General features: G+C 44.7%; 25 protein-coding genes, 8 tRNA genes and 1 pseudogene. 2 read left to right on the forward strand and 32 right to left on the reverse strand.

What is annotated here, in order from left to right; genetic code table 11:
* Nucleotides 1-45: 45 nt before the first annotated feature.
* Nucleotides 46-1,386 carry a PLP-dependent aminotransferase family protein gene (locus tag ACKRAT_RS13950; RefSeq protein ID WP_411842983.1) on the forward strand — a complete coding sequence of 447 codons (1,341 nt, stop codon included), beginning with the start codon at nt 46-48 and terminating at the stop codon, nt 1,384-1,386.
* Between the two features lie 30 nt (nt 1,387-1,416).
* Here ACKRAT_RS13950 and ACKRAT_RS13955 read toward each other — a convergent pair.
* From ACKRAT_RS13955 to ACKRAT_RS14110, 32 genes and pseudogenes are all read right to left on the reverse strand, one after another.
* Nucleotides 1,417-1,490 (reverse strand) — tRNA-Ile (locus ACKRAT_RS13955).
* Nucleotides 1,491-1,518: 28 nt separating this feature from the next.
* Nucleotides 1,519-1,591, reverse strand: a tRNA-Ala gene (locus tag ACKRAT_RS13960).
* A 21-nt stretch (nt 1,592-1,612) separates the two neighbouring features.
* Nucleotides 1,613-1,696: transfer RNA gene (locus ACKRAT_RS13965), tRNA-Leu, on the reverse strand.
* Between the two features lie 9 nt (nt 1,697-1,705).
* Nucleotides 1,706-1,779: transfer RNA gene (locus ACKRAT_RS13970), tRNA-Pro, on the reverse strand.
* 12 nt (nt 1,780-1,791) lie between these two features.
* A tRNA-Arg gene (locus ACKRAT_RS13975) sits at nt 1,792-1,865 on the reverse strand.
* Nucleotides 1,866-1,933: 68 nt separating this feature from the next.
* Nucleotides 1,934-2,008: transfer RNA gene (locus tag ACKRAT_RS13980), tRNA-Gly, on the reverse strand.
* Nucleotides 2,009-2,021: 13 nt separating this feature from the next.
* Nucleotides 2,022-2,094: transfer RNA gene (locus ACKRAT_RS13985), tRNA-Thr, on the reverse strand.
* 6 nt (nt 2,095-2,100) lie between these two features.
* Nucleotides 2,101-2,176: transfer RNA gene (locus ACKRAT_RS13990), tRNA-Val, on the reverse strand.
* A 133-nt stretch (nt 2,177-2,309) separates the two neighbouring features.
* Nucleotides 2,310-3,797 carry a lysine--tRNA ligase gene (gene lysS / locus ACKRAT_RS13995; RefSeq protein ID WP_411842984.1) on the reverse strand — a complete coding sequence of 496 codons (1,488 nt, stop codon included), beginning with the start codon at nt 3,795-3,797 and terminating at the stop codon, nt 2,310-2,312.
* 11 nt (nt 3,798-3,808) lie between these two features.
* Nucleotides 3,809-4,804 (reverse strand): tRNA dihydrouridine synthase DusB, encoded by a 996-nt coding sequence (dusB, locus tag ACKRAT_RS14000; protein ID WP_411844468.1) that lies wholly within the window; start codon nt 4,802-4,804, stop codon nt 3,809-3,811.
* Nucleotides 4,797-5,273, reverse strand: a complete 477-nt coding sequence (gene folK, locus ACKRAT_RS14005) for a 2-amino-4-hydroxy-6-hydroxymethyldihydropteridine diphosphokinase (RefSeq protein ID WP_411842985.1) — start codon at nt 5,271-5,273, stop codon at nt 4,797-4,799. The genes dusB and folK overlap by 8 nt, the downstream gene beginning before the upstream one ends.
* On the reverse strand, nt 5,273-5,638 hold the full coding sequence (gene folB / locus ACKRAT_RS14010) for a dihydroneopterin aldolase (RefSeq protein WP_411842986.1): 366 nt from the start codon (nt 5,636-5,638) through the stop codon (nt 5,273-5,275). The genes folK and folB overlap by 1 nt, the downstream gene beginning before the upstream one ends.
* Entirely contained in the window at nt 5,619-6,419 is an 801-nt protein-coding gene (gene folP / locus ACKRAT_RS14015; protein WP_411842987.1) for a dihydropteroate synthase, read from the reverse strand. Before folP ends, folB begins: the two co-directional genes overlap by 20 nt.
* A 133-nt stretch (nt 6,420-6,552) precedes the next feature.
* Entirely contained in the window at nt 6,553-7,482 is a 930-nt protein-coding gene (cysK, locus tag ACKRAT_RS14020) for a cysteine synthase A (protein ID WP_411842988.1), read from the reverse strand.
* Nucleotides 7,483-7,550: 68 nt separating this feature from the next.
* On the reverse strand, nt 7,551-8,420 hold the full coding sequence (gene hslO, locus ACKRAT_RS14025; protein WP_411842989.1) for an Hsp33 family molecular chaperone HslO: 870 nt from the start codon (nt 8,418-8,420) through the stop codon (nt 7,551-7,553).
* Between the two features lie 57 nt (nt 8,421-8,477).
* The gene (gene ftsH, locus ACKRAT_RS14030) at nt 8,478-10,613 is read right to left on the reverse strand and encodes an ATP-dependent zinc metalloprotease FtsH (protein WP_411842990.1); all 2,136 of its coding nucleotides are present in this window, start codon (nt 10,611-10,613) and stop codon (nt 8,478-8,480) included.
* A gap of 74 nt (nt 10,614-10,687) precedes the next feature.
* A complete protein-coding gene (gene hpt, locus ACKRAT_RS14035; protein ID WP_411842991.1) occupies nt 10,688-11,227 on the reverse strand; it encodes a hypoxanthine phosphoribosyltransferase in 540 nt (179 codons plus the stop codon).
* The gene (gene tilS / locus ACKRAT_RS14040; protein ID WP_411842992.1) at nt 11,224-12,465 is read right to left on the reverse strand and encodes a tRNA lysidine(34) synthetase TilS; all 1,242 of its coding nucleotides are present in this window, start codon (nt 12,463-12,465) and stop codon (nt 11,224-11,226) included. Before tilS ends, hpt begins: the two co-directional genes overlap by 4 nt.
* Nucleotides 12,466-12,525: 60 nt before the next feature.
* Nucleotides 12,526-12,906: a S1 domain-containing RNA-binding protein gene (locus ACKRAT_RS14045; RefSeq protein ID WP_411842993.1), complete on the reverse strand. Its 381-nt coding sequence runs from the start codon at nt 12,904-12,906 to the stop codon at nt 12,526-12,528.
* A 95-nt stretch (nt 12,907-13,001) separates the two neighbouring features.
* Nucleotides 13,002-13,388, reverse strand: a complete 387-nt coding sequence (locus tag ACKRAT_RS14050; RefSeq protein ID WP_411842994.1) for an FtsB family cell division protein — start codon at nt 13,386-13,388, stop codon at nt 13,002-13,004.
* A 337-nt stretch (nt 13,389-13,725) separates the two neighbouring features.
* Complete coding sequence (locus ACKRAT_RS14055; RefSeq protein ID WP_411842995.1) at nt 13,726-14,001, reverse strand: RNA-binding S4 domain-containing protein; 276 nt, start codon at nt 13,999-14,001, stop codon at nt 13,726-13,728.
* 1 nt (nt 14,002) lies between these two features.
* Nucleotides 14,003-15,169 (reverse strand): MazG nucleotide pyrophosphohydrolase domain-containing protein, encoded by a 1,167-nt coding sequence (locus ACKRAT_RS14060; RefSeq protein WP_411842996.1) that lies wholly within the window; start codon nt 15,167-15,169, stop codon nt 14,003-14,005.
* Nucleotides 15,166-18,636, reverse strand: coding sequence for a transcription-repair coupling factor (mfd, locus tag ACKRAT_RS14065; protein WP_411842997.1), 3,471 nt, complete (start codon nt 18,634-18,636; stop codon nt 15,166-15,168). Before mfd ends, ACKRAT_RS14060 begins: the two co-directional genes overlap by 4 nt.
* Nucleotides 18,629-19,201 carry an aminoacyl-tRNA hydrolase gene (gene pth / locus ACKRAT_RS14070; RefSeq protein ID WP_411842998.1) on the reverse strand — a complete coding sequence of 191 codons (573 nt, stop codon included), beginning with the start codon at nt 19,199-19,201 and terminating at the stop codon, nt 18,629-18,631. Before pth ends, mfd begins: the two co-directional genes overlap by 8 nt.
* Nucleotides 19,202-19,267: 66 nt before the next feature.
* Complete coding sequence (locus tag ACKRAT_RS14075; RefSeq protein ID WP_411842999.1) at nt 19,268-19,909, reverse strand: 50S ribosomal protein L25/general stress protein Ctc; 642 nt, start codon at nt 19,907-19,909, stop codon at nt 19,268-19,270.
* Between the two features lie 111 nt (nt 19,910-20,020).
* Nucleotides 20,021-20,995 carry a ribose-phosphate diphosphokinase gene (locus ACKRAT_RS14080; RefSeq protein WP_411843000.1) on the reverse strand — a complete coding sequence of 325 codons (975 nt, stop codon included), beginning with the start codon at nt 20,993-20,995 and terminating at the stop codon, nt 20,021-20,023.
* Between the two features lie 12 nt (nt 20,996-21,007).
* Nucleotides 21,008-22,369: a bifunctional UDP-N-acetylglucosamine diphosphorylase/glucosamine-1-phosphate N-acetyltransferase GlmU gene (gene glmU / locus ACKRAT_RS14085; RefSeq protein ID WP_411843001.1), complete on the reverse strand. Its 1,362-nt coding sequence runs from the start codon at nt 22,367-22,369 to the stop codon at nt 21,008-21,010.
* 297 nt (nt 22,370-22,666) lie between these two features.
* Nucleotides 22,667-22,975: pseudogene (gene spoVG / locus ACKRAT_RS14090) on the reverse strand (septation regulator SpoVG); the annotation flags it as partial.
* Between the two features lie 70 nt (nt 22,976-23,045).
* On the reverse strand, nt 23,046-23,423 hold the full coding sequence (locus ACKRAT_RS14095) for a RidA family protein (RefSeq protein ID WP_411843002.1): 378 nt from the start codon (nt 23,421-23,423) through the stop codon (nt 23,046-23,048).
* 31 nt (nt 23,424-23,454) lie between these two features.
* The gene (gene purR, locus ACKRAT_RS14100; protein WP_411843003.1) at nt 23,455-24,297 is read right to left on the reverse strand and encodes a pur operon repressor; all 843 of its coding nucleotides are present in this window, start codon (nt 24,295-24,297) and stop codon (nt 23,455-23,457) included.
* A gap of 62 nt (nt 24,298-24,359) precedes the next feature.
* Entirely contained in the window at nt 24,360-25,205 is an 846-nt protein-coding gene (gene ispE, locus ACKRAT_RS14105) for a 4-(cytidine 5'-diphospho)-2-C-methyl-D-erythritol kinase (protein WP_411843004.1), read from the reverse strand.
* A 93-nt stretch (nt 25,206-25,298) separates the two neighbouring features.
* Nucleotides 25,299-25,769, reverse strand: a complete 471-nt coding sequence (locus tag ACKRAT_RS14110; protein WP_411843005.1) for a flavin reductase family protein — start codon at nt 25,767-25,769, stop codon at nt 25,299-25,301.
* A 369-nt stretch (nt 25,770-26,138) separates the two neighbouring features.
* Between ACKRAT_RS14110 and ACKRAT_RS14115 the strand changes: the two genes are divergently transcribed.
* Nucleotides 26,139-26,702: an NADPH-dependent FMN reductase gene (locus tag ACKRAT_RS14115; protein ID WP_411843006.1), complete on the forward strand. Its 564-nt coding sequence runs from the start codon at nt 26,139-26,141 to the stop codon at nt 26,700-26,702.
* The last annotated feature ends 43 nt before the right edge of the window (nt 26,703-26,745 follow it).

Raw genomic sequence — 26,745 nt, forward strand, 5'->3', positions numbered from 1 at the left:
AATACTCAAAAGTATCAGTTTGAATTAAATTGAGGAGGTCAGATTATGCTGATCACTTTGGATAAAAGTTCAGAAGTGGCTCTATTCGAACAGATTTATAACAGTATAAAGAAGCAGATTATTGAGGGGGAGCTGGCGAATAATGAGAAACTGCCGAGTAAACGCCAGCTGCAAAGCGATTTGTCCATCAGCCAGACAACGATCGAAAATGCCTACGGCCGGCTGGCTGATGAAGATTTGATATACAGCAGGGAAAAAAGCGGCTACTTTGTCACACCGATCGAGCAGCTGAAACAGGGAGATAAAACTTCTGTCCATAATATAAAAAGGGAGAAGAAAAAAGAATATGCGCTGCCGCTTGGTTCCATCGACACGACAATCGTCCAGAGTGATGTATTGAAGCACATTGCACGGGAAATCTATTCGGATGATGAGCTGTTGAACCTGGGGGATGAAAGCGGAGAGCGGAAGCTTAAAGAACAGATCAGACATTACCTGCACATCAACCGGGGAGTGATATGTTCGACTGATCAGATTTTTATCGGCCCTTCTACCGAATTTTTGCTTGAGCAGGTTTTATATCTGCTGAAATACCCCCAAATGACAATTGAAGATCCGGGCTATCCGGTGATTAAGAAGGTGCTGAACCGTCTTGAAAGTGAAGTGGACTTTGCTGCGGTGCTTGAAGACGGCGTGGATGTTGAAGCGGTGCGGGCATTGAATAACCCGGTAGTCCATGTAACACCCTCGCATCAATTTCCAAGCGGTGTGGTCCTGTCTTTAAAGAAACGCATTCAATTACTGAATCATGCCAGTGTCACAGACAGCTACATAATCGAAGATGACTATGACAGTGAGTTCAGGTACACCGGAAGGCCCTTATCCTCACTGCAGGGGCTGGATCAGAACGACAGGACCATTTATATGAGTACGTTCTCCAAATCGCTCTATCCCTCCCTGAGGCTCTCCTGCATGGTGCTGCCGAAGCCGCTTGCCGAACTTTATTATACAAAGCAGCTTTCCTGCAACGTACCCAGACAGATGCAGCACATCGTCGCAGCATTTATGGAGCGCGGATATCTGAACCGGCATATTAACAGGGTCCGCAAAATCTACAGAACAAAGATGGAGACGATTACTCAATGGATCAGAACGGAATATATAGACGTTGAAATATACGGGGAGCATACCGGCATGCATTTTCTGATCCGGATTCCGGGAAAAGACCTTGGAGATTCAGCTGAGAGACACAATATCGTCCATGGCAACAAATACTCCCATGAGAGAAAGATGACCGATACAGTGCTGATCGGAATCGGGGAAAAGGAAACTGAAGAAATCATAAGGATACTATCCGCATTTCTGGATGATATTTTTCCAAAATAAAAAAGCACGGATATTTCCGTGCTTTTTGAATGGGCCTAAGTGGACTCGAACCACCGACCTCACGCTTATCAGGCGTGCGCTCTAACCAGCTGAGCTATAGGCCCTCAATCTAATATGTAATTGAAAAATAAGTGGAGACTAGCGGGATCGAACCGCTGACCTCCTGCGTGCAAAGCAGGCGCTCTCCCATCTGAGCTAAGCCCCCAAAAAAATATTATTAAAATAATGCGGGTGAAGGGACTCGAACCCCCACGTCGATAAAGACACTAGATCCTGATTCTAGCGCGTCTGCCAATTCCGCCACACCCGCGTATTAAAATCGGGAAGACAGGATTCGAACCTGCGACCCCTTGGTCCCAAACCAAGTGCTCTACCAAGCTGAGCTACTTCCCGTGGTTGTACAAGCGCGCCCGAGAGGACTCGAACCCCTAGCCTTCTGATCCGTAGTCAGACGCTCTATCCAATTGAGCTACGGGCGCATAAATGTATATATAAATAAAATCTGTTTAGCTGCAAAAAAATAAAACGGCATGACCGTTAATAAAAATGGAGCGGAAGACGGGATTCGAACCCGCGACCCCCACCTTGGCAAGGTGATGTTCTACCACTGAACTACTTCCGCAATATAGTAATAATGCCGGCCAGAGGACTTGAACCCCCAACCTACTGATTACAAGTCAGTTGCTCTACCAGTTGAGCTAGGCCGGCTATTAATGGTGGAGAATGACGGGTTCGAACCGCCGACCCTCTGCTTGTAAGGCAGATGCTCTCCCAGCTGAGCTAATTCTCCTGTGGAACTTATTAATAACATCGACTTTTTTATAATATACTATATTGGCTGTTAAAGTCAATGTTTATACAGTTTTTATTAATGAAATAATACACCCGCATCACCACGGGTGCATTATTTTTGAACTTTTACATCATTTCATTCTCATATAAGGGAACAATAGTACATCTCTGATGGATGCTGAGTCTGTCAGCAACATGATCAGACGGTCGATACCGATACCGAGTCCGCCTGTTGGCGGCATACCGTATTCAAGTGCTTCCAGGAAGTCTTCATCCATTTCATGCGCTTCGTCGTTACCCGCTTCTTTTTCCGCAACCTGCGCTTCGAAACGTCTTCTCTGATCGATCGGGTCGTTAAGTTCCGTGAATGCATTCGCATGCTCACGTCCAACGATAAAGAGTTCGAAACGGTCCGTGAATCTCGGATCTTCCGGGTTTTGCTTGGCAAGCGGCGAAATTTCAATCGGATGTCCGAATACAAAGGTCGGTTGAATCAGAGTTTCTTCTACTTTCTGTTCAAAGAATTCATTCAGAATATGGCCGTATGCCATAGTGGACTGCACTTGGACACCATGCTCTTTTGCGAGCGCATGCGCTTCTTCGTCCGTTTTCACCTCATAGAAATCAACACCGGTCTGCTCTTTGACAGCATCCACCATGTGCACGCGTTTCCACTTCGGAGTCAGGTCGATCTGTTCTCCGCCGTATTCGACGACAGTTGAACCTGTTACATGGTCCGCAATGTGTTCGATCATTTCTTCTGTAAGATCCATGATGTCGTGGAAGTCTGCATATGCTTCATAGAGCTCGATCATTGTGAACTCAGGGTTGTGTCTTGTCGAAATCCCTTCGTTTCTGAATACACGGCCGATTTCATATACTTTCTCCAGCCCGCCGACAATCAGACGTTTCAGATGGAGTTCAATCGCAATACGCATGAACAGTTCCATGTCGAGCGCGTTATGATGGGTCACGAACGGACGTGCCTGTGCACCTCCGGCGATTGTATGCATCATCGGCGTCTCAACTTCGAGGAAACCACGCTGATTCAAGTAATTGCGCATTTCCTGGATAATAAGACTTCTCTTGATGAAAGTCTCTTTGGAGTCTTCACTCACAATCAGATCCAGGTAACGTTTACGATAGCGTTCTTCGACATCTTTAAGCCCGTGATATTTATCCGGCAGTGGTCTGAGTGCCTTGGTAAGCAAGGAGAATTCCTTCGCTTTGACAGACAGCTCACCCGTGTTTGTTTTAAACATGACACCTTTAATACCAACAATGTCACCAAGGTCCGCCTGATTCCAAATATCAAAAGCCTCCTCACCGATCTGATCCTTGCGTACATAAATCTGAATCTGGCCTTTAATATCCTGGATATGTGCGAATCCCGCTTTACCTTTACCGCGCTTTGTCATTATACGCCCTGCGATTACAGTACCGGACTCATCTTCTTTCTCCGCCAGTTCCTCTTTGGAAAACTGGTCCCATTCCGTTTTAAGCTGATCTGAATAAGCAGTCCGCTCGAATTTTTCACCAAATGGATCGATTCCAAGATCGACTAGCTGCTGCATTTTTTCGCGTCTTACCGCCAACTGGTCATTTATTTCTTCGCTCACGTATCTCTCTCCTATACTGTCAATTCTTTTTTATTTTCCTGATGCTCTTCGATAAATCCGTCTATAATGCCGGCAAGCTCATCCCGAGTTTCCGACTGGTTGATCAGTTTGCGCATCTTCCCGTTGCCCTTGATTCCTTTTAAGTACCATGAAGCATGTTTGCGCATTTCCATGACGGCAACTTTCTCACCTTTGAGATGGATCAGGCGATCCATATGGAGCTTGAGCACTTCCATCTTTTCTTCCATTTCAGGCTCGCCTGCAAGCTCGCCGGTTTCAAGATAGTGCACTGTCCTGTAAATCATCCAGGGGTTACCGAGCGCTTCCCTTCCGATCATCACAGCGTCAACTCCTGTTTCCTCCAGCATCTTTTCAGCAAGTTCAGGAGATGCCACATCACCGTTGCCGATGACAGGGATATTCACCGCTTCTTTTACCTGCCTGATAATATCCCAGTCGGCCGTACCTTCATACATCTGTTCTCTTGTACGTCCATGCATACTGATGGCAGCGGCTCCCGCCTTCTCTGCCATCTTTGCGTTCTCAACCGCATAAATATGTTCGCTGTCCCAGCCGATACGCATTTTCACCGTGACCGGTTTTGATACATTCTCGACAACAGCACTCACCATATCATAGATCTTTTCTGGATCGAGCAGCCAGCGGGCCCCCGCTTCACAGCGGATGATTTTCGATACCGGGCATCCCATGTTGATATCGATGATATCCGCAGTCGTATTCTGATCCACATACTTCGCCGCCTCAACGAGGGTCTCTTTCTCCCCGCCGAATATCTGAAGGGATAAGGGACGTTCATTCTCATCGATATACAGCATTTTCATCGTTCTTTCATTGCCGAATAAAAGTGCCTTGTCACTGATCATTTCAGCGCACACAAGACCTACGCCAAATTCCTTTACAGTCAATCTGAAGGCAGCATTGCACACACCGGCCATCGGTGCCAATACTACACGGTTTTCGATCTCTACATCTCCGATTTTAAAGATTTGTTTCACCTGCTTCCAATTCTTTTCTCAAAGTCTCTATCGTCTTGTTAAAACCCGGGTGTACTGCATCGCCCGCTATTTCCGATAACGGATCAAGTACAAAAGCCCGCTTATGCATCTGAGTGTGCGGGATGCTTAGATCATCCAGTGAAAGCTCCAGATCCTCATACAGTAAAATATCAATATCTATTGTGCGCGGACCCCAGACCTCTTTACGTACCCGGCCCAATTCGTGCTCAATTGACAACACACTCTCCAAAAGGTCCAGAGGTGAGATACGCGTTTCAATCTCTACGCACATGTTCATAAAGTCCGGCTGATCCGTCTTTCCGTACGGCTCCGTGTCATACAGTGACGAACGTTTCGTCACATTTATTTCAACTTGTTCCCCGAGCCTGCGGATGGCAGATTCCAGGTTCTCCCTGCGGTTCCCCAGGTTGCTCCCGAGACCCAAATATGCAACTGCCATTATTCTTCCCGCTTTCTATTCAATGTAATGCTGACATTGTCATAATTCCCCTCAATCGGAGGGTTTGTTTTCGTTATTGTCACTTCTGTCCCTATTATTTTATCATACCGGTCAAATAAGGACTTCGACACTCTTTCCGCCAAATGTTCGATTAGATTCACCGATTCGCCTTTAATGATTTCTTCGATCATTTCATACGCTTCACCGTAGTGAACGGTCTGTTCCAGGTCATCAGCCACAGAAGCCCCTTTCAAGTCCAGATACATGATTACATCTGTAACAAAAAACTGGCCGAGCTGACGTTCGGCATCAAACACACCATGATATGCGTATGTTTTAATCCCATTAATTTTGATGTTGTCCATCAAGCTCCCCCTTAAGCGTTATATAGGCATCTGACAGCTTGCGGTTTAAAGCAACATTATGAACGCGCACTGCATCGATGCCCTTGTCGATACCGTGAATTGTCGTCGCCGCCGTCGCTTCGTCCCGCTGAGCCGCCGGCAGATTTTCATCCATAAGCTCGCGGATCATGCGTTTGCGGCTCGTCGCAAGCAGCACCGGATATCCCACATCAACCAGCTCATCCAGCCGGCGCATGACTTCGAGTTCTTCCTCGCGCGACTTCACAAAACCTATGCCTGGATCCAGCCAGATATTTTCGTCTTTGACACCATGTGATTTTGCGAGGGCTGCCGACTCCTTGAGCTCACGGATCATATCTTCCACGACATCGTCATATTTCCCGTGATCATTGTTGTGCATCAAAAATATCGGCGCATCAAAGTCGCGTGCTGCATCCAGGATCGTTTCATCATATGTTCCGCGCCACTGGTCATTGATCATGGTTGCGCCCGCTTGCAATGCTCTTTTTGCCACAGGGCCGCGGAAAGTGTCGATCGAAATTTCAACTCCGAAATCCCGAATCGCTTCTATTACAGGCACAACGCGGCCGATCTCTTCCGCTTCCGTAATTTCCGTATATCCGGGGCGGGTTGAATATCCGCCGACATCTATGATATCCACACCTTCTTCAACCATTCTGCGCGCATGTCCGACTGCATCTTCTACAGAATGATACTTGCCGCCGTCACTGAATGAATCCGGCGTTACATTAAGAATGCCCATTATTTTGAGCCGCTTCATATTATCATCCTCTATTCCACAATAATAGACATATTATAACATGATTCCAAGGTGAAATATAATGGCAGATATAGAAAATAAAATACCACATCCCCTGGGGGACATGGTATTTTATCCATCGTTTTCATTGGTTTTAATCTTCGAAATTGAAAAGTGGTGTAGAAAGGTATCTCTCACCATTGGACGGCAGAACTGTAATGACGTTCTTGCCTTTTCCTAGTTTTTTAGCTACCTGGATTGATGCTTCAACTGCTGCTCCGGAAGAAATACCGCCGAGGATTCCTTCTTTAGCTGAGAGTTCACGCGCTCTTTCCATAGCAATTTCGTTGCCTACTGTAATGACTTCATCGTAAATTTCAGTATCCAGCGTACCGGGAATAAAGCCTGCGCCTAAACCTTGAAGTTTATGCGGACCAGGTTCACCGCCGCTGAGTATTGCGGAATCTTCAGGCTCAAGTGCATAGATTTTGACTTCAGGATGCGCCTCTTTTAACACTTTGCCTGCCCCTGAAATCGTTCCGCCAGTACCGATACCTGAAACGAATCCGTCAACAGTAAGGCCTTCTGTCTGTTCTACAAGTTCTTTACCTGTTGTTTCAGCGTGAATTTGCGGGTTCGCCATATTTTCGAATTGCTGGGGCATGAAGTAGCCGTGTTTTTCAACGAGCTCTTCCGCTTTTTTAATTGCGCCCTTCATTCCTTCGGCACCCGGTGTAAGAATCAGTTCCGCACCGTACGCTTTGAGCAGGTTACGGCGTTCTTTACTCATTGTGTCAGGCATAACGAGCAATGCTTTATATCCTTTGCTGGCTGCAACCATTGCCAAACCGATACCCGTGTTGCCACTTGTCGGTTCAATGATTGTTGTATCTTTATCAAGCTTTCCTTCTTTTTCTGCCGCCTCAATCATTGCGAGTGCAATTCTGTCTTTAACTGAGCTGCCAGGGTTCATGAATTCAAGCTTAACGTAAATATCAGCTGCGTCATCATCAGTAAGGTTGTTCAATTTTACAAGTGGTGTGTTTCCGATTACTTCTGAAATATTGTTATAAAGTTTACTCATAATCTGCTCCTTTTATTCCTAGTTAATAACTATGGATAATGTATCATTTTCACGCTGGAAAATCAACTCTAATACGTAATGAGCTCCTCGAGTTCTTCCTTCTCAATCCAGACTTTGTTACGGCAGAAATGGCAATCTGCTTCCGCGCCGCCATCTTCTTTAATCATTGTAACAATTTCCTGCGGGTCAAGTGTAGCAATAGCGTTCAGGAATCGTTCCTTTGAACACGTGCATTCAAATTCAACCGGCATTTCATCTAAAGAGCGCCAGTTATCTGCACCGATGACTTCATCAATGATTTCAGATGGGGATAAACCTTCATCAATCAGTTTGGACACGGGTGTCATTTCCTGCGCACGCTGATCCAGGAAGCTGATTGTTTCATCACTTGCACCAGGCATGACCTGAATGATGAAACCGCCGGCGGCTTTAATTGTGTTATCCGGATTCACAAGAACACCGAGCGCCACGATGGAAGGCACCTGCTCACTGCTGTAGAAGTAATAGGAGAAATCCTCCCCGATTTCACCGGAAATGATTTCTGTCGAACCGGTAAAGTGCTCTTTTAATCCGATATCTTTGGCGACACTGATAAATCCATCTGTCCCTACTGCACGGCGTACATCCAGCTTGCCCTTATCGTTCAACGGGAAATGCACCTGCGGATTGCTCAGATAGCCCCGCACTTTGCCTTTGGCGTTGCTGTCTACAACAATCGCCCCGATCGGCCCGCCGCCCTGGACAGTCACAGTGACCTTTTCTTCGTTTTTAAGCATTGCACCCATCATGAGTCCGGCAGTCATTGTGCGTCCCAATGCTGCAGCAGCTGTAGGATATGCTCCGTGTCTTGTCACTGCTTCGTTTACTGTTTCTGTCGTATCGACAGAAAAAACTCTTATTTCGTCATTCATTCCAATTCCTCTAATCAAATGATCCATTGGAATCCTCCCTTTTACCGCACAAAAGTCGCCCGGAGGGGCGACTTTACAGGCGTTTTAATTTCTTCTGTTATCATTATCGAATTCTCTGTCCCGACCTTCATGTCCCTGGGCAGATTCATCCGAATCCGTTTTTTCTTCAGCCAGTCTGTGCTGGTTCTGGCGCTCTTCTTCGCGGCGTTCTTCTTCACGGCGGCTGTATTCACGGGAAGTCTCTTCCCTTTCCACCATTTCGCGTTCCTCATTATCATCATCTGAGGCGTTATTCATACCTTTTTTGACATCTTCATAGGATGGACCGATTTTTTCTTCGTCTTCATCCACTGTGTGATCTTCGAAGTTGCGTTCCGGTAACTTGCCATGATAGAAGAGACCTTCGATTTGTTCACGGTCGAGCGTTTCTTCAACAAGAAGCGTTTCCGCAATCAGTGTGAGCTGCTCCTGGTGCTCAGTCAGAATCTGACGGCAGCGTTCATACTGCGTTTTAACGATATTTTGCATTTCCTGGTCGATTTCGAATGCAATCGCATCAGAATAGTTCGGATCTGACTGCATGTCTTTCCCAAGGAATACCTGACCGTTTGAATCTCCGAATTGAAGTGGTCCGAGTTTCTCACTCATACCGTATTCAACGACCATACTGCGTGCAATGCCAGTAGATCTCTGGAAGTCATTATGTGCACCGGTGGATACTTCGCCGAAGTTGACTTCTTCAGATACACGTCCACCGAGAAGACCAACGATCTTGTCTTCAAGCTCCGGTTTTGTCATGAAGTAACGGTCTTCCTTAGGAAGCATTACAGCATAACCGCCCGCCTGTCCGCGTGGCACGATCGTCACTTTGTGCACCATATCTGCATCATCAAGCACCATACCGATTACTGTGTGGCCTGCTTCATGGAATGCGACGATGTTGCGTTCTTTCTGGGAAATGACTTTGCTCTTCTTAGCAGGACCGGCAATGACTCTGTCAGTTGCTTCGTCAATATCACGCATATCAATCTTGCGCTTGTTCCCTCTTGCAGCTACCAATGCCGCTTCATTAAGCAGGTTCTCTAAATCGGCACCTGAGAAACCGGGCGTTCTTGCAGCAAGTGCTGCCAGATCGACTGTTTCATCGAAAGGTTTATTTTTGGCATGTACTTTAAGTACTGCTTCACGGCCTTTAACATCCGGACGGCCGACAGGAATCTGTCTGTCAAAACGACCAGGACGCAACAGTGCCGGGTCTAGAATATCGGGTCTGTTTGTAGCGGCAATCAAGATGATACCTTCGTTTTCTCCGAAACCATCCATTTCCACAAGCAGCTGGTTAAGTGTCTGTTCACGTTCATCGTGACCACCGCCGACACCTGCACCACGCTGACGGCCTACTGCGTCAATTTCATCAATGAAGATGATACACGGTGCATTCTTCTTCGCATTTTCGAACAGGTCACGTACACGGGATGCACCGACACCGACGAACATTTCCACGAAGTCCGAACCACTGATTGAGAAGAAAGGTACGCCCGCTTCACCGGCAACCGCTTTTGCAATCAGTGTCTTACCTGTACCTGGCGGGCCGACGAGCAGCACGCCTTTAGGGATTTTTGCACCGATGCGGTCAAAACGGCGCGGATCTTTCAAGAAGTCAACAACCTCGATAAGTTCCTGCTTCTCTTCATCCGCCCCTGCGACATCTTCGAAACGTACTTTTTTCTTGTTCTCGTCATATAGTTTCGCTTTGCTCTTGCCGAAATTCATCACTTTGCCGCCGCCACCGCCGCCGCCTTGTGCCTGGCTCATTAAGAACAGGAACAGGAAGAGGATGAGTAATAGCGGGATAAATGTAAACAGCATGCTCGTCCAAGGATTTTGTTCCTCGGCCGGTTCAATAGTAAAGTTCAGATCCTCCTGGGCTTTCGCTGTTTCCAGAATCTGATCGAGATCTTGGGTACTATTGTACGGAATCACCGAAGTAAAGGATTCCTCTTCATTTTGGCCGGATAGTTTACCTTCAATTAAATAAACATTCTGTTCCGGCTGAATTGTCAGCTCTTCTATGTTACCGGCATTCAACGCTTCAAGGAATTCATTATACTGAAGTTCTTCCTCGAGAGCGGAATCGCCATTAAAACTTTGAAAAATACCAAACATTATTACTGATAATATCAATATCAGCACTATGTTACGGCCTACATTTTTAGGCATCCGTAAACCTCCATTTCTAATACAACTAAGAGAAATAATACCATAATTTCACAATATTATTCCACTGTTTTGACTTATTGATAAAGTTCTGGTTTTAAAAGTCCGATGTACGGCAGATTTCTATACTTTTCATCGAAATCCAAACCATATCCAACTACAAATCCATCAAGAATTTCTGTTCCTGCATATTTGACATCCACATGCAGCTTGCGGTTAACCGGCTTATCGAGGAGTGTGACAATTTCAAGCGATTCTGCGTTTCTGTATTCGATAAGATCGACAATCGAATTTAAAGTCGCCCCTGTTTCGATGATATCTTCGACAATTAGAATATGACGGCCCTCCACCGAATTGGAAAGATCCTTCAATATTTTAACTTCCCCGGAAGATTTTGTGCCTACATAGCTGGAAACATCCATGAAGTCTATTTCCAAATGCGTATCTATGTACTTGATCAGGTCAGACATAAACATGATTGAGCCTTTAAGCAGCCCTACCAGTATAGGCGTTTTCCCTTCATAGTCTTCAGTGATACGCTCACCCAATCTTTTGGCGATTGCCTGGATTTCTTCTTCTGACAATACAACCTCGCTAATGTCATTTTTAATACTCATTGCTTTACTCCTTTTTCGATAAGTAATCGACTGTGTTTTCTCTGTGTCTCCATTATATTATAAATTGTCCCTACTGCAATAATTTGATGATGCCGGTCTGTTATGACCGGCATGCTTTCACGATCACTCTTACTTACTTTATGATCGATGAAGAGGCGGGAAATTTTTTTATGGCCCACTCCCAGCAGTTTGATCCGGTCACCATCCTGCCTGGTCCTCGCTGTTAAAGGCAGGTCATCCTCATCCATTTCAACCGTGATTTTATATCCATTGAAATCATAAACGCCATTCCTGGGGATTTCAAGCCGTTTGATTATCTTCTTCCCTCTTTGTTCGAGATAAATCTCATCATAGGAGATAACCAGAAGAGAATCTCCTATGGGAAATTCAGCCTGCGCAACATCTGAATCGGCAATATCCAGCATTTCTTCGATGTATTTTCGTCTCGGATACAATCCAGCTGAAGAGAGCCAGTGGTTCAATATATAAATCCGGCTGATTCTACGCTTCTTATTAATGACCGCTCTTGATAATACGGACGGCGCATCTTTTAAAAAGCGCAGCGCATCTTCCCTCAGCATGTCATCCACTTCACTCAGATCATCAGCCAGATTGAGCAGCTGTGATTGCTGAAGGTGGGATGAAGTCTTGATATGAGGCACTAGATTATGGCGGATATAATTACGTGTGTAAGCCGTCTCGTTGTTTGTCTCATCTTCGAAATAAGTGACACCTTCTGCACCGGCATAATCTTCTATCTCGTTTCTCGTCACTTTTATCAGTGGACGGGCAATGCGATAGCCTTCCGCGGTTCTTACGGCAGGGATTCCCATCTTCCCCGGTAAATATCTGCCGGTAAGTACCTGGTGCAGTACTGATTCGTATTGATCATCCAGATGATGCGCGGTAAGAAGGACGGCAGCCCCGTGCCGCACCATCATCTCATCAAAGAAACGATAGCGTTCCTCCCGTGCTCTTGCTTGACTGAAATCCTCATGTGGAAGATCGAGTTTAATCGTTTCACAATGAACATTATCCCGTTGCGCCATCACTTCTATGTAGGCAGCTTCTTTCATAGAAGCTGCTCTCTGGCCATGATTGACATGGAGCAGGATCAGACGCCGGAACGTTTCTGAATATGAAGTTTTCAACAGATGGTAAAGCACCATTGAGTCCACTCCGCCAGAAATTGCGAGTGCCACCGTTTCACTCTTGCTCCAGGAACATTTTAGTTCCATAGTCTCACACTCTCCACAAAATAAAATAAGACGATTACAGGAATCGTCTATATATGTCTATTATTTTTTACCTCTGCCGCCGCGGCGCGATTCCGTTTGTCTCTTTATTGTAGATAAACGGTCCTCGCTGTCTTTCAGGAAGCTTGACAATTTCTTCTCGAAGTCCTCCGGTTTACTTTCTTGACGCGGTTTTGGTTTTGGTTTCTGCTCTTTTGCTTTTTTGATGGACAGACTGATTTTACCATCGTCTCCGACAGATAGGACTTTCACTTCAATCTCCTGGCCCACGCTAAGGTGCTCATTTATATCCTCTACATACTGATCCGCAACCTCACTAATGTGCACTAGTCCTGTCTTTCCTCCCGGTAATTCAACAAACGCACCGAAATTCTTGATACCCGTGACTTTCCCGTTAACTTTACTGCCCACTTCAACTGACATCTTTATATATTATCCTCCCAATTATCATTTACTCTCTCTTCATAATACCATTAAAAAGAAAAATAATCATTACTATATTGTAACGATTACTTTTCTTATTCGTCTTTTTTCATATTTTCATCATCTGCCTCCGGCAAATTGAAAATGATCTCTCCTTCTTCAGAAAAGAAAAATTCACTGCGCGCAATTCTTGCAATATAATCCTCATCATTGAGCTGCTTTATCTGCTGTTCAAGGTCCTTTTCTTCTTCGATGCGCTCATCCATCACTTCCTGCGTTTGAAGCAGTTCCTCATTCAGGAGATGGTTCTGGTTTTTCTGGTTGAAGGCTACGATCAGCAGGATGCCTGCCATAATCAGCATTAAACTTCCAAATAGCAGTGTGCGCCTTTTAGCAACACGGTTTTCACTCTGACGTACTTTTTTCTCTGTTTCACGTCTTTTTGTGTAGCTGTTGATCATTCTAACAACTTTGTTAGGCACTGCATCACATCCCTTAATTGTGCAATCTCTATCTATGAACTACGTCGTCACTAAAGTAACGGGTTTCTAGGAACATCTAACTTGTTCAGGCAACTTAAACATTGCAACCGAACAGTGGTTGGATTATTTTACTACGGCCCGTCCCGGGCCTTTCAGATATTATTTGTATTGCAAGATGGCTTGGTTATCGCCTATCTGAAATATACCATTAAAACGCTGTCATCTCAAATGTTTAGTCAAAGTACAAGTCGTCCAGGACGAGATGCATCCTATGGTTAAAACCATAGGTTTTCTCTCTGACGACCCCTAATAAAATACACCATTAAGTCCGTGTTTACTAGAGAAAATCGGTTTCCTTCTCAATTTTCTCTTCTTTTATGATCTTATACATGCGGTCTGCATCTTCTTTTTTTGCGTGCGCTTCCAGCTGAAGCACTTCAAGCGTAACGATTTTACGGCCGAACTGGATTTCAACGACATCTCCGGCGGACAGGACGGTTCCTGCTTTCGCCACCCGGTCATTTACTTTAACACGGCCTTCATCACTGACTTCTTTTGCAAGTGCACGACGCTTGATTACACGCGACACTTTAAGAAATTTATCCAATCTCATACTACTCACCCCTTTTGTTCAATATCTCTTCCAGTGTTCGTTTTTCATGAATGGTCTCTTTCATCCACTCAAGCACTTTCTCGCCGTATTCCTTCTCGTATTTGATCTTTTCTTTTTTGCCTTCTTTTTTCTTGGCCGCCGACCAGATACGATTCAGATCATCGAGGGATTCAGCATCTTCATCCCCGAATACATGGGGATGCCGTCTGACAATCTTCGCGTTTAAGCTCTGGAGTACATCGAAGAAATCAAAGTAGCCCTCTTTTTTTCCGATGGCACTGTGCAATGCGACCTGCAGCAGTATATCACCGAGTTCTTCAACAATCGCATCATCGTCTGCGTGCTCTATCGCTTCAATGACCTCGAATGTTTCTTCGATCAGATGCTTTTCAAGTGTCTCATGAGTCTGGATCTTATCCCATGGACAGCCGTTCTCACCCACCAGTGTATCAAACGCCTCAGCCATATAATAAATATCGCGTTCCGCCACTTCCACATCATCTGTTTTTGGTATATAGAGACAGAGCAGATTGCTCTTTATATCCAGGTGATCGATTTCATGGAGCGGCAGCTCGTATATTTTTTCATCACTGCTCCCGGCTGCATCGATGAGTTTCACCCGGGTCCCGGAAGAATAATATTCAAGCAGTGTTAATTTCACTTCCCCTAAACTGAAAGTGTCATATACCTGTGTAACCAATGTATGCTGGCTGTAGTTGAGGTCGCGCATCGAAAATGACATTCCATCAATCACCTGGAACCCTTCATTCACCGGCACCTTCAACGCGCCGATGACGACATCGATGAAACTCTGGCCGCCGGAGATTTCCACTTCTATCTCCCCTGATCCGCTTTTCTCAAGGAGCAGCTCGGTTGTCGTTTCATAAAACATGGGATGTCCCGGCACGGCATATATGACATCCCGCTTCCGGGCTTCTTCAACAAGTGAATTTACAATCGCCTGATATGTGTCTTCAAAATTATCATTCTGTTCATAAAGATGATCAAAACTCTCTGTTTCCACGCCTTCATCAGCCAGTGCCCTAACTGCCGGATGATCATCTGTGCGCAAATAGATTTTTTCTGCTTTTACCAGACGTTTCCAAATTCCCAGCGGCATTTGATCCAGGTCTGATGTTCCAAGTCCAATAATTTCTATTTTATTCATATTGCTTCCTCCAGCCTGCTGTTCTGAATTGCCTTCATAATGCTGAGCAGCTGCGCGACATCTTTACTTCTGATTGTGATTCTCATCTCATTATCCTGAACGGAAATCTTCATGATGCGCCCATATTCTTCAGTATCCATAAACAGTTTCTGCCCGTCAATCTGCTCCGTTGCATTTTTAGAGACATAGAGATAGAAATGGCGGTTGTCCTCTTTTACCTGGTATATGCCGAACATGAGTGCATACACTTTAATGCGGACCAGCTGCATCAGCCTTTCCACTTCCACAGGATAATCTCCGAAGCGATCGAGCAGTTCATCTTCAATATCCTGAATGGCTTCGATGGAATCCGCTTTTCTCAAACGCTTATAAATATCAATTTTAGACTGTTCGTGCGTAATATATGTTCCGGGGATATACGCATCCAGTGTGATATCCACCGGAATATTCACCGGTTCAGGTTCAGGCTCCAGTCCCTGCTTCTCTTTGACAGCAGTTTCCAGCATCTCTGAATAAAGTTCGTAACCCACAGAATCGATAAACCCGGATTGGTGTTTACCCAGCAGGTTACCGGCGCCGCGGATATTCAAATCACGCATCGCAATCTTGAACCCGCTTCCGAGTTCCGTATATTCCTTGATTGCTTCCAATCGCTTTTCCGCAACTTCCGTCAGCACTTTATCCGGCTGATGGAATAAATATGCATAGCTGATACGGCTGCTTCTGCCTACGCGGCCGCGAAGCTGGTACAGCTGGCTGAGACCAAAGCGGTCGGCATCTTCAATGATCAGTGTATTGGCATTTGGCACATCGACCCCTGTTTCAATAATCGTCGTGGTTACGAGCACGTCATACTCGCCGTTTACAAACGCGAGCATCGTCTCCTCCACTTCTTTCTCGTTCATTTTTGCATGCATCACGGCAACTTCAGCATCCGGAACGAGTGCTTCAACATGTGCCTTCTTTTGATAGATCGTATCGACGCGGTTGTGGAGATAGAAGACCTGCCCATCACGCGCAAGCTCACGTTCTATGGCTTCTTTTACGAAATTCAGCTGAAACTCGAGCACATAAGTCTGTACAGGGAAGCGGTTCTCGGGCGGCGTTTCAATAACGGATAAATCACGCACACCGGATAGGCTCATGTGCAGCGTTCTCGGAATCGGTGTTGCCGTCAATGTCAGTACATCGACGTTTGTTTTCAGCTGTTTGATTTTCTCTTTGTGCTTTACACCAAAACGCTGCTCCTCATCAATAATCAGAAGACCAAGATCTTTATATTCGACAGCATTCCCAAGGATCTTATGCGTTCCGACAACGATGTCTATCGTCCCTTTTTTGAGGCCTTCCCTCGTTTTCTTCAACTGTCCCGCTGTTCTGAAACGGCTCATCATGTCCACATTGACAGGAAAATCTTCAATACGTTCAATTAAGCTTTCAAAATGCTGTGCCGCCAGGATGGTCGTCGGCACTAAAAATGCAACTTGTTTGCCATCCTGCACAGCTTTAAACGCTGCCCGGATTGCCACTTCAGTTTTACCATACCCCACATCACCGCACAGCAGGCGGTCCATCGGACGGATATCTTCCATATCTTTTTTGATTTCATTGACTGAAGCATACTGGTCGGGTGTCGGTTCATAGGGGAACCGCGTTTCGAATGAAGACTGCATTTCAGTATCCTCGGAGAACTGGAAACCTCGTGCCTGGGAACGTTCCTGATAAAGTTTGAGCAGTTCATCTGCAATTTCGTTAACATTCGCTTCAACTTTAGCTTTCGTCTTCTTCCATTCAGCACCGCCGAGTTTGTGCATCTTCGGCTGGCCATCGTCACTGGAAACATACTTCTGGACCAGATCCATCTGATCGACAGGTATATAGAGCTGGTCCGTGCCCCTGTACTGAAGCTTCATATAATCATTGTGGATTCCGTTCACTTCAAGTGTTTCGATACCCATGTACCGCCCGACACCATGATGGACGTGAACCACGTAGTCACCGACATTCAATTCCTGGTACGATTTGATCTTCTCGGCATTGGTCAGTTTCTTCGTCCGTTTTTTCTTGCGTGTTGTTTTATTGTACAGTTCTTTTGATCCCAGTACGGCCACTTTCATAAACGGCAGTATGAATCCCTTTGCCAGTGTTCCCGTAGTCAATACAATCCCGGAATCCACCGGGATCTCTTTGATATAGCTTGGAATTTTAAGATCTTCCAGCAGCTGGCGGGTTTTCTCGATTTCATCGTCATCTCTTAATACAATGCTGACCATGTAATCATCATTCAGCATTTTATTTAAATTGGATGCCAGTATATCGTACTGGCCATAGTAAATTTCCGTTGGACGGACAGAAATCTTCACGATGTGGCCGATTTCAACCGGCATGCTTTTTGTGAATAAAGTGAAGTATGTACTGCCTTTAAGTGAAAGCAATCGCTCATACTGCCCTTCCAAAAAGTTTCCGCCGCCTTTGAACATACGTCCCGCTTCCACCATCGATTCATAATAGCTTCCGACAGAGCTGAACTCTGTTTCATATGCCGCTGCGAGATTTTTGACCTCATCTACGATGACCCGGTGGTCATCCGTGATGTAATCTATGATGGAAATCTCTTTATCTTGCAGAAGACGGCTGTAGTGCACCAGATGGTTGAATGTCTGGTCCGGATGAGTGACGGTATCATAGTACTCCGATAACGTTTCAAGCGCCGCAGAATTCAAATCTTCCTTTGTCGCTTCATACAGCGCTTCAATCTTCTCTAAAAGAACATTACGCTCTTTTGGCTCTATAATATATTCGGCATAGGGCTCCATTGTTACAGATTCGATATTCCCGATGGAACGCTGGGTTTCCGGATCGATGGACCTCAGGGAATCCACTTCATCATCAAACAATTCGATACGGACAAGCTGATCAGGCATATGGATGTCGATAATATCCCCACGGACTGCAAACTCTCCGAAGTGAACAGCCTGGTTCATTCTTCTATATCCTAAACTCACCAAGTCTTCGATGAACTGGTCATAGTCCAATATACTTCCGATTTTTATCGTCTTCTCATAACTGAGTAATTTTTCTTTTGGCATCAGCGGTTTCAGCAGCGCATGTATCGGTACGACAAATAGCCCTGGCTCGTTGTGTGCCAGAGCAAACAATGCACTCATCCTGGATTTCATAAATTCAGGGCTTTGTTTGGCATGGTTCTCTATCATGATATCGCCTACCGGGAACGTATAGACGCTATCCATCATATCCATCAACGGATTCGCTATTTTTTCCATCTGATGGTTATTTTGTACAAACAGGATGATTGGCCGTTTTTCTTTCTGTGACAGTTCGTATAACAATGTCGGTTTAAAGTCATCATTGACTCCGGCCACCATCATATTAAGCCGGTCAGAGTGATTCGCAACTTCCAGGAACCGCTCGTCCTGCTGGATTCTTTCCGATACTTTACTATTCATTGACATCACCATTATATTCAGTCATAACATCCTGAAACGGCACCGTTACAAATGCAGTGGATGCATCTGCAGATCTGTATACAACCTTTTCAATCAGTGCACTTTCACTTTTTGGAAACTTGCCGAGTACATATCCGATGATTGAACCCCCTTGTTCCGGACGGTCAATACCGATACGGATGCGTTTATATTTATCTGTAGCCAGATGCTGATTCAGTGATTTGATACCATTATGCCCCCCGCCGCTGCCTTTTTGTCTGAGTCTTAATTTGCCGACCGGCAGATCGAGGTCATCATAAAGTACTAAAATATCCGCGGCATCAATTTTATAATAATCGATCAGAGGGCGCACACCTTCACCGGAAAGGTTCATAAACGTCTGCGGTTTTACAAGCATGACTTTCTTACCATTCACGTAGCCTACTCCGTAATGACATTTGAATTTATTCTGTGTCAGATCGACTCCCAGATCTTCCGACAGCTGATCTATCACCATAAACCCTATGTTGTGACGCGTGTTTTCATATTTTCTTCCTGGATTTCCCAGTCCAATGATGCACTTCATCATATCACCTCATACAACGTTAAAAAAGGCGATGGGAACTCCACCGCCGTTAAAACATTATAATTATTACTCTTCGTCCTTAGCTTCTTCAGATGCTTCTTCGCCATCTTCAGATGCTTCAACTTCTTCGCCTTCAGCATCTTCGTCAGGCTCTTCCTCTTTTTGTGGAGGAACGATGCTTACAAGCGTTTCATCGTCTTCGTTTTCAATTGTGAAGTTTCCAGTTTCACGGATGTCGGATACATGGACTGCATCACCGATCTCAAGAGACTCTACGTTAACTTCAATAGACTCAGGAATGTTATCCGGAGTTGCTGTTACCTGCACCTGGAAGTTAGGCTGCTCAACGACGCCGCCTTCTTTAACTCCAGCTGCTTCACCAATCAATTCAATCGTTACATCTACTGTAACTTCAGACTTCATGTTGATTGCAACGAAGTCGATATGAGTAATCTGGTTTTTAAGTGAATCGAATTGATAGTCAGTTACCATTACTTTAACTGCTTTGCCATTAAGGTCCAATTCGATTACGCCGTTACGGCCCACTTCACGAATTACTTTAATAAATTCGTTTTCGTCTACTGATACGTTAGTGTTTTCCACTTCGTATCCATAAACTACTGCAGGAATTTTCCCTGCTGAACGGAGTTGGTTAACTTCCGAACGATTTGTCTTGCCTTCTCTGCTTGCTGAAGCCAAATTTGCCATGGTATATTTCCACCTTTCATTTACAGACAGTTTTACTTTGCCTAATTTAACACATAGCCATGCATAATAATAGCATATTACCCGCCCATTTGTAAAAGAAACATTGACAAATTAGTTGTCGAATAAGATGCTGACTGATTCTTCCTCATAAACGCGGACAATTGCCTGCGCCATTAACTCTCCAACAGAGAGTTCAACAATCTTATCTATCTTCTTTTCTTCAGGCATCTGGATGGAGTTAGTTACAACCAATTCTTTAATGACGGACTCTTCGATTCTGGAGATTGCAGGTCCTGAGAGTACAGGGTGCGTACAGCATGCGTATACTTCTTTTGCACCTTTATCCAAAAGCGCCTGTGCGGCCAGTTTCATTGTACCGCCTGTATCGATGATGTCATCGATGATGATCGCGGTGCGTCCTTCGATTTCACCGACAATGTTCATTACTTCAGCAACATTGGGTCTTGGACGGCGTTTATCAATGATTGCGATCGGTGTTTTCAGACGATCCGCCATTTTACGGGCGCGTGTCACGCCGCCGTGGTCCGGAGACACGACTACAACTTCGTCGAAATTCATGTCTTTGTGCTCAAGGAAATAATCACTTAAAATCGGCACACCCATGAGGTGATCGATTGGAATATCGAAGAAACCTTGAAGCTGCGGCGCATGCAGATCGAGGGAGATTACGCGGTCCGCTCCCGCTGTTTCTATCAGGTTCGCAACAAGCTTGGCAGTAATCGGTTCACGTGCACGGCTTTTACGGTCCTGGCGTGCATACCCATAATAGGGCATTACAATATTGATTGTTGCCGCTGAAGCACGCTTCAATGCATCAATCATGATCAGAAGCTGCATCAGGTGTTCATTGACCGGCTGACTTGTCGGCTGGACAACAAATACGTCACACCCGCGCACACTCTCTTCAATATTGACCTGCACTTCTTCATCAGAGAAATGCTGTACCGTGATTTTACCTAATGGAATACCGATATGCTCGGCAATCTCTTCTGCGAGAGGCTGGTTACCCTTTAAAGAGAAAAGGCGTAAGCTGGAATTTTTGTATTGGTTGCTAGAAGCTAACATGTTCATCCTCCATTAATTATCTTTTTTGTAGTAACCTGTCTTAGTCGTCTGCCTGTTTCTTGCGATTGCCAAACTATCCTCAGGAACTTCATCAGTAATTGTCGATCCCGCTGCAATGAACGACCTGTCACCGATCGTGACCGGTGCTACAAGGTTGGAGTTACAGCCGATGAATGAATCCATACCGATTTCAGTCCTGAATTTATTTTTGCCATCATAGTTCACTGTAATCGTTCCGCATCCGACATTCGTACGGGCGCCGATAAATGCATCACCAATATAGCTCAGATGGGAAACTTTGGATTCATTTTCAAGTTTGGATTTCTTCACTTCAACGAAATTCCCGATCTTCACTTCTTCTCCAAGTTCAGACTGCGGCCGGAGCTGGGCGAATGGCCCCACTTTTGTCCCTCTGCCCACTTTGGCTTCGGTCACTACAGAACGTTTGATTTCCGCATCATCATCTATGATGGAATCTTTAATTTCAGTTCCAGAAGATATAATAACATTTTTACCGATCTTTGTGTTTCCACGGATGATAGCCCCTGGATAAATAATGGAATCCATTCCAATTTCAACTTCAGCATCGATGTATGTTGTATCTGGGTGGATCATTGTCACACCATTTTGCATATGCATTGTATTAATGCGTTTTTTCAATATCTCTTCAGCATTTGCGAGAGCTACCCTATCGTTGATGCCAAGCGTTTCTTCAAAATCCGGAGTGATATAAGCTTCCACCCGTGCCCCCTTATCACGAAGGATAGAGACAACATCCGGAAGGTAATATTCGTCCTGTGCATTATCGTTATCCACTTTTTCAAGCGCCTCAAACAATGACTGATTATCGAATATGAAAGTTCCGGAGCTGACTTCTTTAATTTCTCTTTCCAAATCAGTCGCATCTTTCTCTTCCACAATACGCTTGACCGAGCCATTCTCTTTTCTGACAATACGACCGTATCCAAACGGTGTCCTGGTGCGGGAAGAAAGAATCGTCGCTTTGGAACCCGTATCCAGGTGATACTTCATGAATTCCTGCATCGTCGTCTCTGTAATGAGCGGTGTATCTCCACAAACGACCATTGTATGACCTTCGAGGTCTGCCAGCTCTTCTTTCCACTGCATCACTGCATGTGCAGTTCCCAGCTGCTCTTCCTGAATCGTTTTGTGAATCCTCCCGCCTAAATAAGTGCTTACAGTTTCAGACCCGTGACCCAGCACAGCATAGATGTCGTTTATTCCCGACTTATTCAAATTGTTGATTACATGCTGGATCATCGGAGTGCCGCATACTTCGTGAAGCACCTTGTATTTTTCGGATTTCATCCTCGTGCCTTTTCCAGCCGCCAGAATAATCGCTCTCGTTTGCATACTCTACCTCCAGTTTATGACTACTCTAATTATATTTTACTACCTATGTACTTTCAAGGCGAAAGAAGGATAAGTGACAAAAGGTTTCAAAAAATCGTTTTCAAAAATCGGACATCATTATTGTTTGTTCTGGAAAATAAAAAACCCACAAAGCAATATTATAAGCTTTATGGGGTCAAGTCATTATTTATCTTCGTCAATTTCGAGTTCGCCTTCTTTGGGCTCATCCCGGTGCTCATCTTCATTGCGGTCTACTTTGTCCTTAGTCGGATCGGCTACTGGTTCAGCTGTTTCTTCAGATTCACCAGAGTCGGTTCCGTTCTCTTGTCCGCCTTCTTCAGCCTCAGCCGCTTCCGACTCTTCGTAGACTCTCATTACTTCTTCCTGCACATGCTGGCGCATATCTGAGTGGATCGGATGTGCAATGTCACGGAATTCTCCATCCGGAGTCCGTTTGCTTGGCATTGCCACAAACTGTCCATTATTCCCTTCAATGACTCTCAAGTCGTGAATTACAAATGCATCATCAAACGTAATGGATACGAGCGCTTTCATCCTGTTGTCTTGGTTATTCACTTTCCGCAGTCTTACATCTGTTATCTTCATTGTCTGCTTCCCCCAATAAAATTATTGTTGGATCGTATGTGTACTGCTTCAGTCCACCAATACTTTTACATTATTGCGTTTTCGATGCAATGACTTCTATTTCAACTTTTACATCTTTAGGTAGACGACTGACTTCTACACATGATCTTGCAGGTAGTTTACCCGTAAAATAAGCGCCGTAAACGTCATTGATCAACGGGAAGTCTCCCATGTCTTTGATGAAAATCATTGTCTTTACAACATTTTCATAGCCTAAATCAGCTGCTTCGAGCACTGCTCCAATATTTTCCATCACCTGTTTAGTCTGTTCCTCCACATCGTCCGATACTACTTTCCCCTCCAATGTGAGCGGAATTTGCCCGGAGGAATAAAACATGTCTCCGACTTTCATTCCGTGGCTGTAGGGTCCAAGTGCTTCAGGTGCATTTTTAGAATTAATCGGTTCCATAGTTATAAAGTCTCCTTTGAATGTTTAAGATTTATGCTTTTTGAAACTCGTTTTCAATATACTCTAAACAGTTGCCTTCTTCCACCAGGAAGGATTGATTAAACTCATCGATATCAGATACTTTCAGCAAAGACGTGTAGTCATTGAAGCGCCGGTGCTCCACCTGTTTCGCTTCGACAAGCACACTGACGCCCACCACCTGGGCAGAGAATTCCTCCATGAGATTGATGACGCCGGTAATCGAGCCGCCTGCCCTCAGGAAATCATCTACGACGAGTACCCTTGACCCTTCTTTTAATGTCCGTTTGGAAAGTACCATTGTTTCTATCTTCCTTGTCGAACCGGATACGTAGTTTACAGACACAGTGGATCCTTCTGTCACTTTGTTATCTTTACGGATCACTGCAACAGGTACATTCAGCTTGCGGGCGACAGCGTTTGCGAGGGAAATCCCTTTTGTTGCGATAGTTACAACCGCATCGATTTCCTCATCACTGTACATTGTGGCAATCAGCTCACCGATGCTGTCCATAAGTGTCGGGTGTCCCATGATGTCGGACATGTAAAGATAGCCGCCCGGGAGAAGACGTTCCTTGGTCTTCAGCATACCCATAAAATCTTTAACGATCTCTTCAGCACGCCCGTAGCTGATTCTCGGCTGAAACGTCACGCCTCCGCCTGCACCTGCTGTCGTTTGTACAATGCCGATACCATCGCTTTCGAATACATCTTTGATGATCCGTATATCTTCACTGATGGACGATTTAGCCTGATTAAATTTATCCACAAAAAAAGTAAGGGGAATCAGCTGATTTGGGTGAGCAGTTAAGTGCTGGGTCATAAACACTAAACGTTCACTGCGTTTATATTTCATAAGAAAAGCTCCTAAACCGTATTTTATATAAAATATTATCATAAAAGTTCGGATTTAAGCAATTATCCGAGCAGTCTTACTTTATAAACTTCGTCACAGCATCCCTTCATTGCATTATAAAGATGAGTGGCCTGCCTTTCTTTTTGCACGAAACCAAATACCGTCGGACCGCTGCCGCTCATCATTGCACAATCTGCACCGCTTGCAGCCATGCTGTCTATTAATTTTTTAACATCCGGGTACTTTCTGCAGGTGACTTCCTGCAGGTCATTCTTCATCAGAGAGATGATCAGCGGATAATCCCCATCTTTAATGGCACCGACCATTCTTTCAGAACCCGACGGGTTCTTCCCCGGCTTTAAAGCCTGATAAATGGTCTTTGTCGACACATTAATCTTCGGTTTCGCTAAAATAACCCAGGCATTCGGCGGTTTGGGCAGATGTTCAATTTTTTCTCCTCTGCCTGTCGCAATCGCAGTGCCGCCATGCACACAAAAAGGGATGTCTGACCCCAATTTTGCGGATAGCTCAGCAAGTTCATCGGTTTTTATTCCCAGATTGTACAGGGCATTCATCCCGCGGAATGTTGCTGCTGCGTCTGCCGACCCTCCGGCAAGTCCTGCTGCAATAGGAATTCTCTTATCAATTATAATATTGACCCCGGTTTTTATATTATATGTTTTCATCATCAGGTCCGCCGCCTGGTAGGCCAGGTTGCGTCTGTCTGTCGGTACATACTGATGCTCCGAGTCGATTGTTATCTTTTTATCCTTACGTTTGCAAAAAGAGAGCTGGTCATTCAGATCCACAGTCGTCATGACCATGTTGACTTCATGAAAGCCATCCTCTCTCTTGAACAAAGTATCCAGCGTCAAATTGATTTTTGCCGGTGCAGTCTCAAAATGCATTCTTTCACTTCCATTTGTTCGTTCATTTTTGTATCAGTTTACCATAAATCCTCCTCATGCAATATACGCGTTTATCATAAAGTTGCCCATGCTTTATTCAATTTCGCTTTTAATACCGCCATATTGTCCTTTGAAGAACGTCAGAGGGTCTCCATCATCGAACAAAATCTCCTCAACTTCTCCCAATATGAGTGTATGGTCGCCTGCCGGAATCTGCTGATATGATTTGCAGATAAGTGCCGCCAGACTGTTCCTTAGCACTCGCACTTCATCAATCACATCGAATTTGATTTCCCCTTCGTATATCTTTTGTTTGGCGAAATGCATGGACAGATACTTCTGCTCCTCTGTCAAAAGGCTGATGCCAAAAGATTCAGCACCCTTCATCTTTTCCAACATCGTTGCACGGTTATCTATAGAAATCAAAACGAGTTTTGGATCGAGTGACACAGACATAAATGCATTTGCAGTCATGCCATGCGTTTCCCCGCCCTCGTTCACAGTAATTACAGTCACACCTGTAGCAAATCTTCCCATTGCATTTCTAAAAGTACGATCTTCCATGAAAAACACTTCCTTACACAATATTTTATAATAAAAAACTTAGAAACAGATACATTTAATGTACCATATTCCCAAGTAGTCTGAAAATTTTCTATTTGTTTTCATTCTTCATCCGCTTTTGGAATGCCCACGCTGCATATATGGGTAATGGTGAATATCCATCTTATATCTTACTGGATACGTTTCGCCTACAAAATTCATATTTATATTATAGTCTGATATATAAGTCCATCATTACCATGGGGGAACATTAAAGAAATCTGAAACAAAATGGTTGAAATGTTTTCTGAAGCATGTAATATATATCATGTACTTACTTTTTATAAGTAATAATCAATTGGTAATTTAAAATAACGGAGGAATTCATTTATGGTTAAAATAGGTATCATTACAGGCAGTACCCGTAAAGCACGTGTTAACCTGCAGGTTGCAGAATGGGTCAGAGATTTCGCGGATAAAATGGATATCGATGCAGAATTTGAAATCGTTGATATTCAAGAATATGACTTCCCGATGTTCAACGAAGATCTCCCACCGGCAATGGCGAATAAAGAATACTCTACAGACGCTATCAAAGCGTGGTCCAATAAAATTGATGAATTGGATGGTTTCATCTTCATCACACCCGAGTACAATAAAAGCGTTACAGCTTCACTTAAAAACGCAATTGACTATATCGGGCCGGAATGGGGCAACAAATCTGCGGGCATCGTAGGATACGGTTCCACACTTGCAGTAGCTGCAACTTTATCACTGCGCCAGATCCTCGGTAATCTAAACGTAGCTACAGTGGCTCCTTTCGGTGCATTCAGCCTGTTCACCGACTTTGAAAACATGAGCACTTTCAAACCTGCAGAAATTCATGATACAACAATTGAAAATGTTGTAACAACGACTGTCAACTGGGCACAGGGCCTTAAAACAATCAGATAATATAAAAAGAGACGGACTGTGGATTCATTTATACAGTCCGCCT

Source organism: Salinicoccus sp. HZC-1, from assembly GCF_046736035.1.
In the GTDB taxonomy this organism is placed as follows: domain Bacteria; phylum Bacillota; class Bacilli; order Staphylococcales; family Salinicoccaceae; genus Salinicoccus.

Coding starts and splice junctions, on each gene's coding strand:
- ACKRAT_RS13950 (WP_411842983.1), top strand. CDS start 46: ATGCTGATCACTTTGGATAAAAGTTCAGAAGTGGCTCTATTCGAACAG.
- folK (WP_411842985.1), bottom strand. CDS start 5,273: ATGGCAGTTGCATATTTGGGTCTCGGGAGCAACCTGGGGAACCGCAGG.
- folB (WP_411842986.1), bottom strand. CDS start 5,638: ATGGACAACATCAAAATTAATGGGATTAAAACATACGCATATCATGGT.
- folP (WP_411842987.1), bottom strand. CDS start 6,419: ATGAAGCGGCTCAAAATAATGGGCATTCTTAATGTAACGCCGGATTCA.
- cysK (WP_411842988.1), bottom strand. CDS start 7,482: ATGAGTAAACTTTATAACAATATTTCAGAAGTAATCGGAAACACACCA.
- hslO (WP_411842989.1), bottom strand. CDS start 8,420: ATGGATCATTTGATTAGAGGAATTGGAATGAATGACGAAATAAGAGTT.
- ftsH (WP_411842990.1), bottom strand. CDS start 10,613: ATGCCTAAAAATGTAGGCCGTAACATAGTGCTGATATTGATATTATCA.
- hpt (WP_411842991.1), bottom strand. CDS start 11,227: ATGAGTATTAAAAATGACATTAGCGAGGTTGTATTGTCAGAAGAAGAA.
- tilS (WP_411842992.1), bottom strand. CDS start 12,465: ATGGAACTAAAATGTTCCTGGAGCAAGAGTGAAACGGTGGCACTCGCA.
- ACKRAT_RS14045 (WP_411842993.1), bottom strand. CDS start 12,906: ATGTCAGTTGAAGTGGGCAGTAAAGTTAACGGGAAAGTCACGGGTATC.
- ACKRAT_RS14055 (WP_411842995.1), bottom strand. CDS start 14,001: ATGAGATTGGATAAATTTCTTAAAGTGTCGCGTGTAATCAAGCGTCGT.
- ACKRAT_RS14060 (WP_411842996.1), bottom strand. CDS start 15,169: ATGAATAAAATAGAAATTATTGGACTTGGAACATCAGACCTGGATCAA.
- mfd (WP_411842997.1), bottom strand. CDS start 18,636: ATGAATAGTAAAGTATCGGAAAGAATCCAGCAGGACGAGCGGTTCCTG.
- pth (WP_411842998.1), bottom strand. CDS start 19,201: ATGAAGTGCATCATTGGACTGGGAAATCCAGGAAGAAAATATGAAAAC.
- ACKRAT_RS14075 (WP_411842999.1), bottom strand. CDS start 19,909: ATGGCAAATTTGGCTTCAGCAAGCAGAGAAGGCAAGACAAATCGTTCG.
- ACKRAT_RS14080 (WP_411843000.1), bottom strand. CDS start 20,995: ATGTTAGCTTCTAGCAACCAATACAAAAATTCCAGCTTACGCCTTTTC.
- glmU (WP_411843001.1), bottom strand. CDS start 22,369: ATGCAAACGAGAGCGATTATTCTGGCGGCTGGAAAAGGCACGAGGATG.
- ACKRAT_RS14095 (WP_411843002.1), bottom strand. CDS start 23,423: ATGGAACCGATTAATTCTAAAAATGCACCTGAAGCACTTGGACCCTAC.
- purR (WP_411843003.1), bottom strand. CDS start 24,297: ATGAAATATAAACGCAGTGAACGTTTAGTGTTTATGACCCAGCACTTA.
- ispE (WP_411843004.1), bottom strand. CDS start 25,205: ATGCATTTTGAGACTGCACCGGCAAAAATCAATTTGACGCTGGATACT.
- ACKRAT_RS14110 (WP_411843005.1), bottom strand. CDS start 25,769: ATGGAAGATCGTACTTTTAGAAATGCAATGGGAAGATTTGCTACAGGT.
- ACKRAT_RS14115 (WP_411843006.1), top strand. CDS start 26,139: ATGGTTAAAATAGGTATCATTACAGGCAGTACCCGTAAAGCACGTGTT.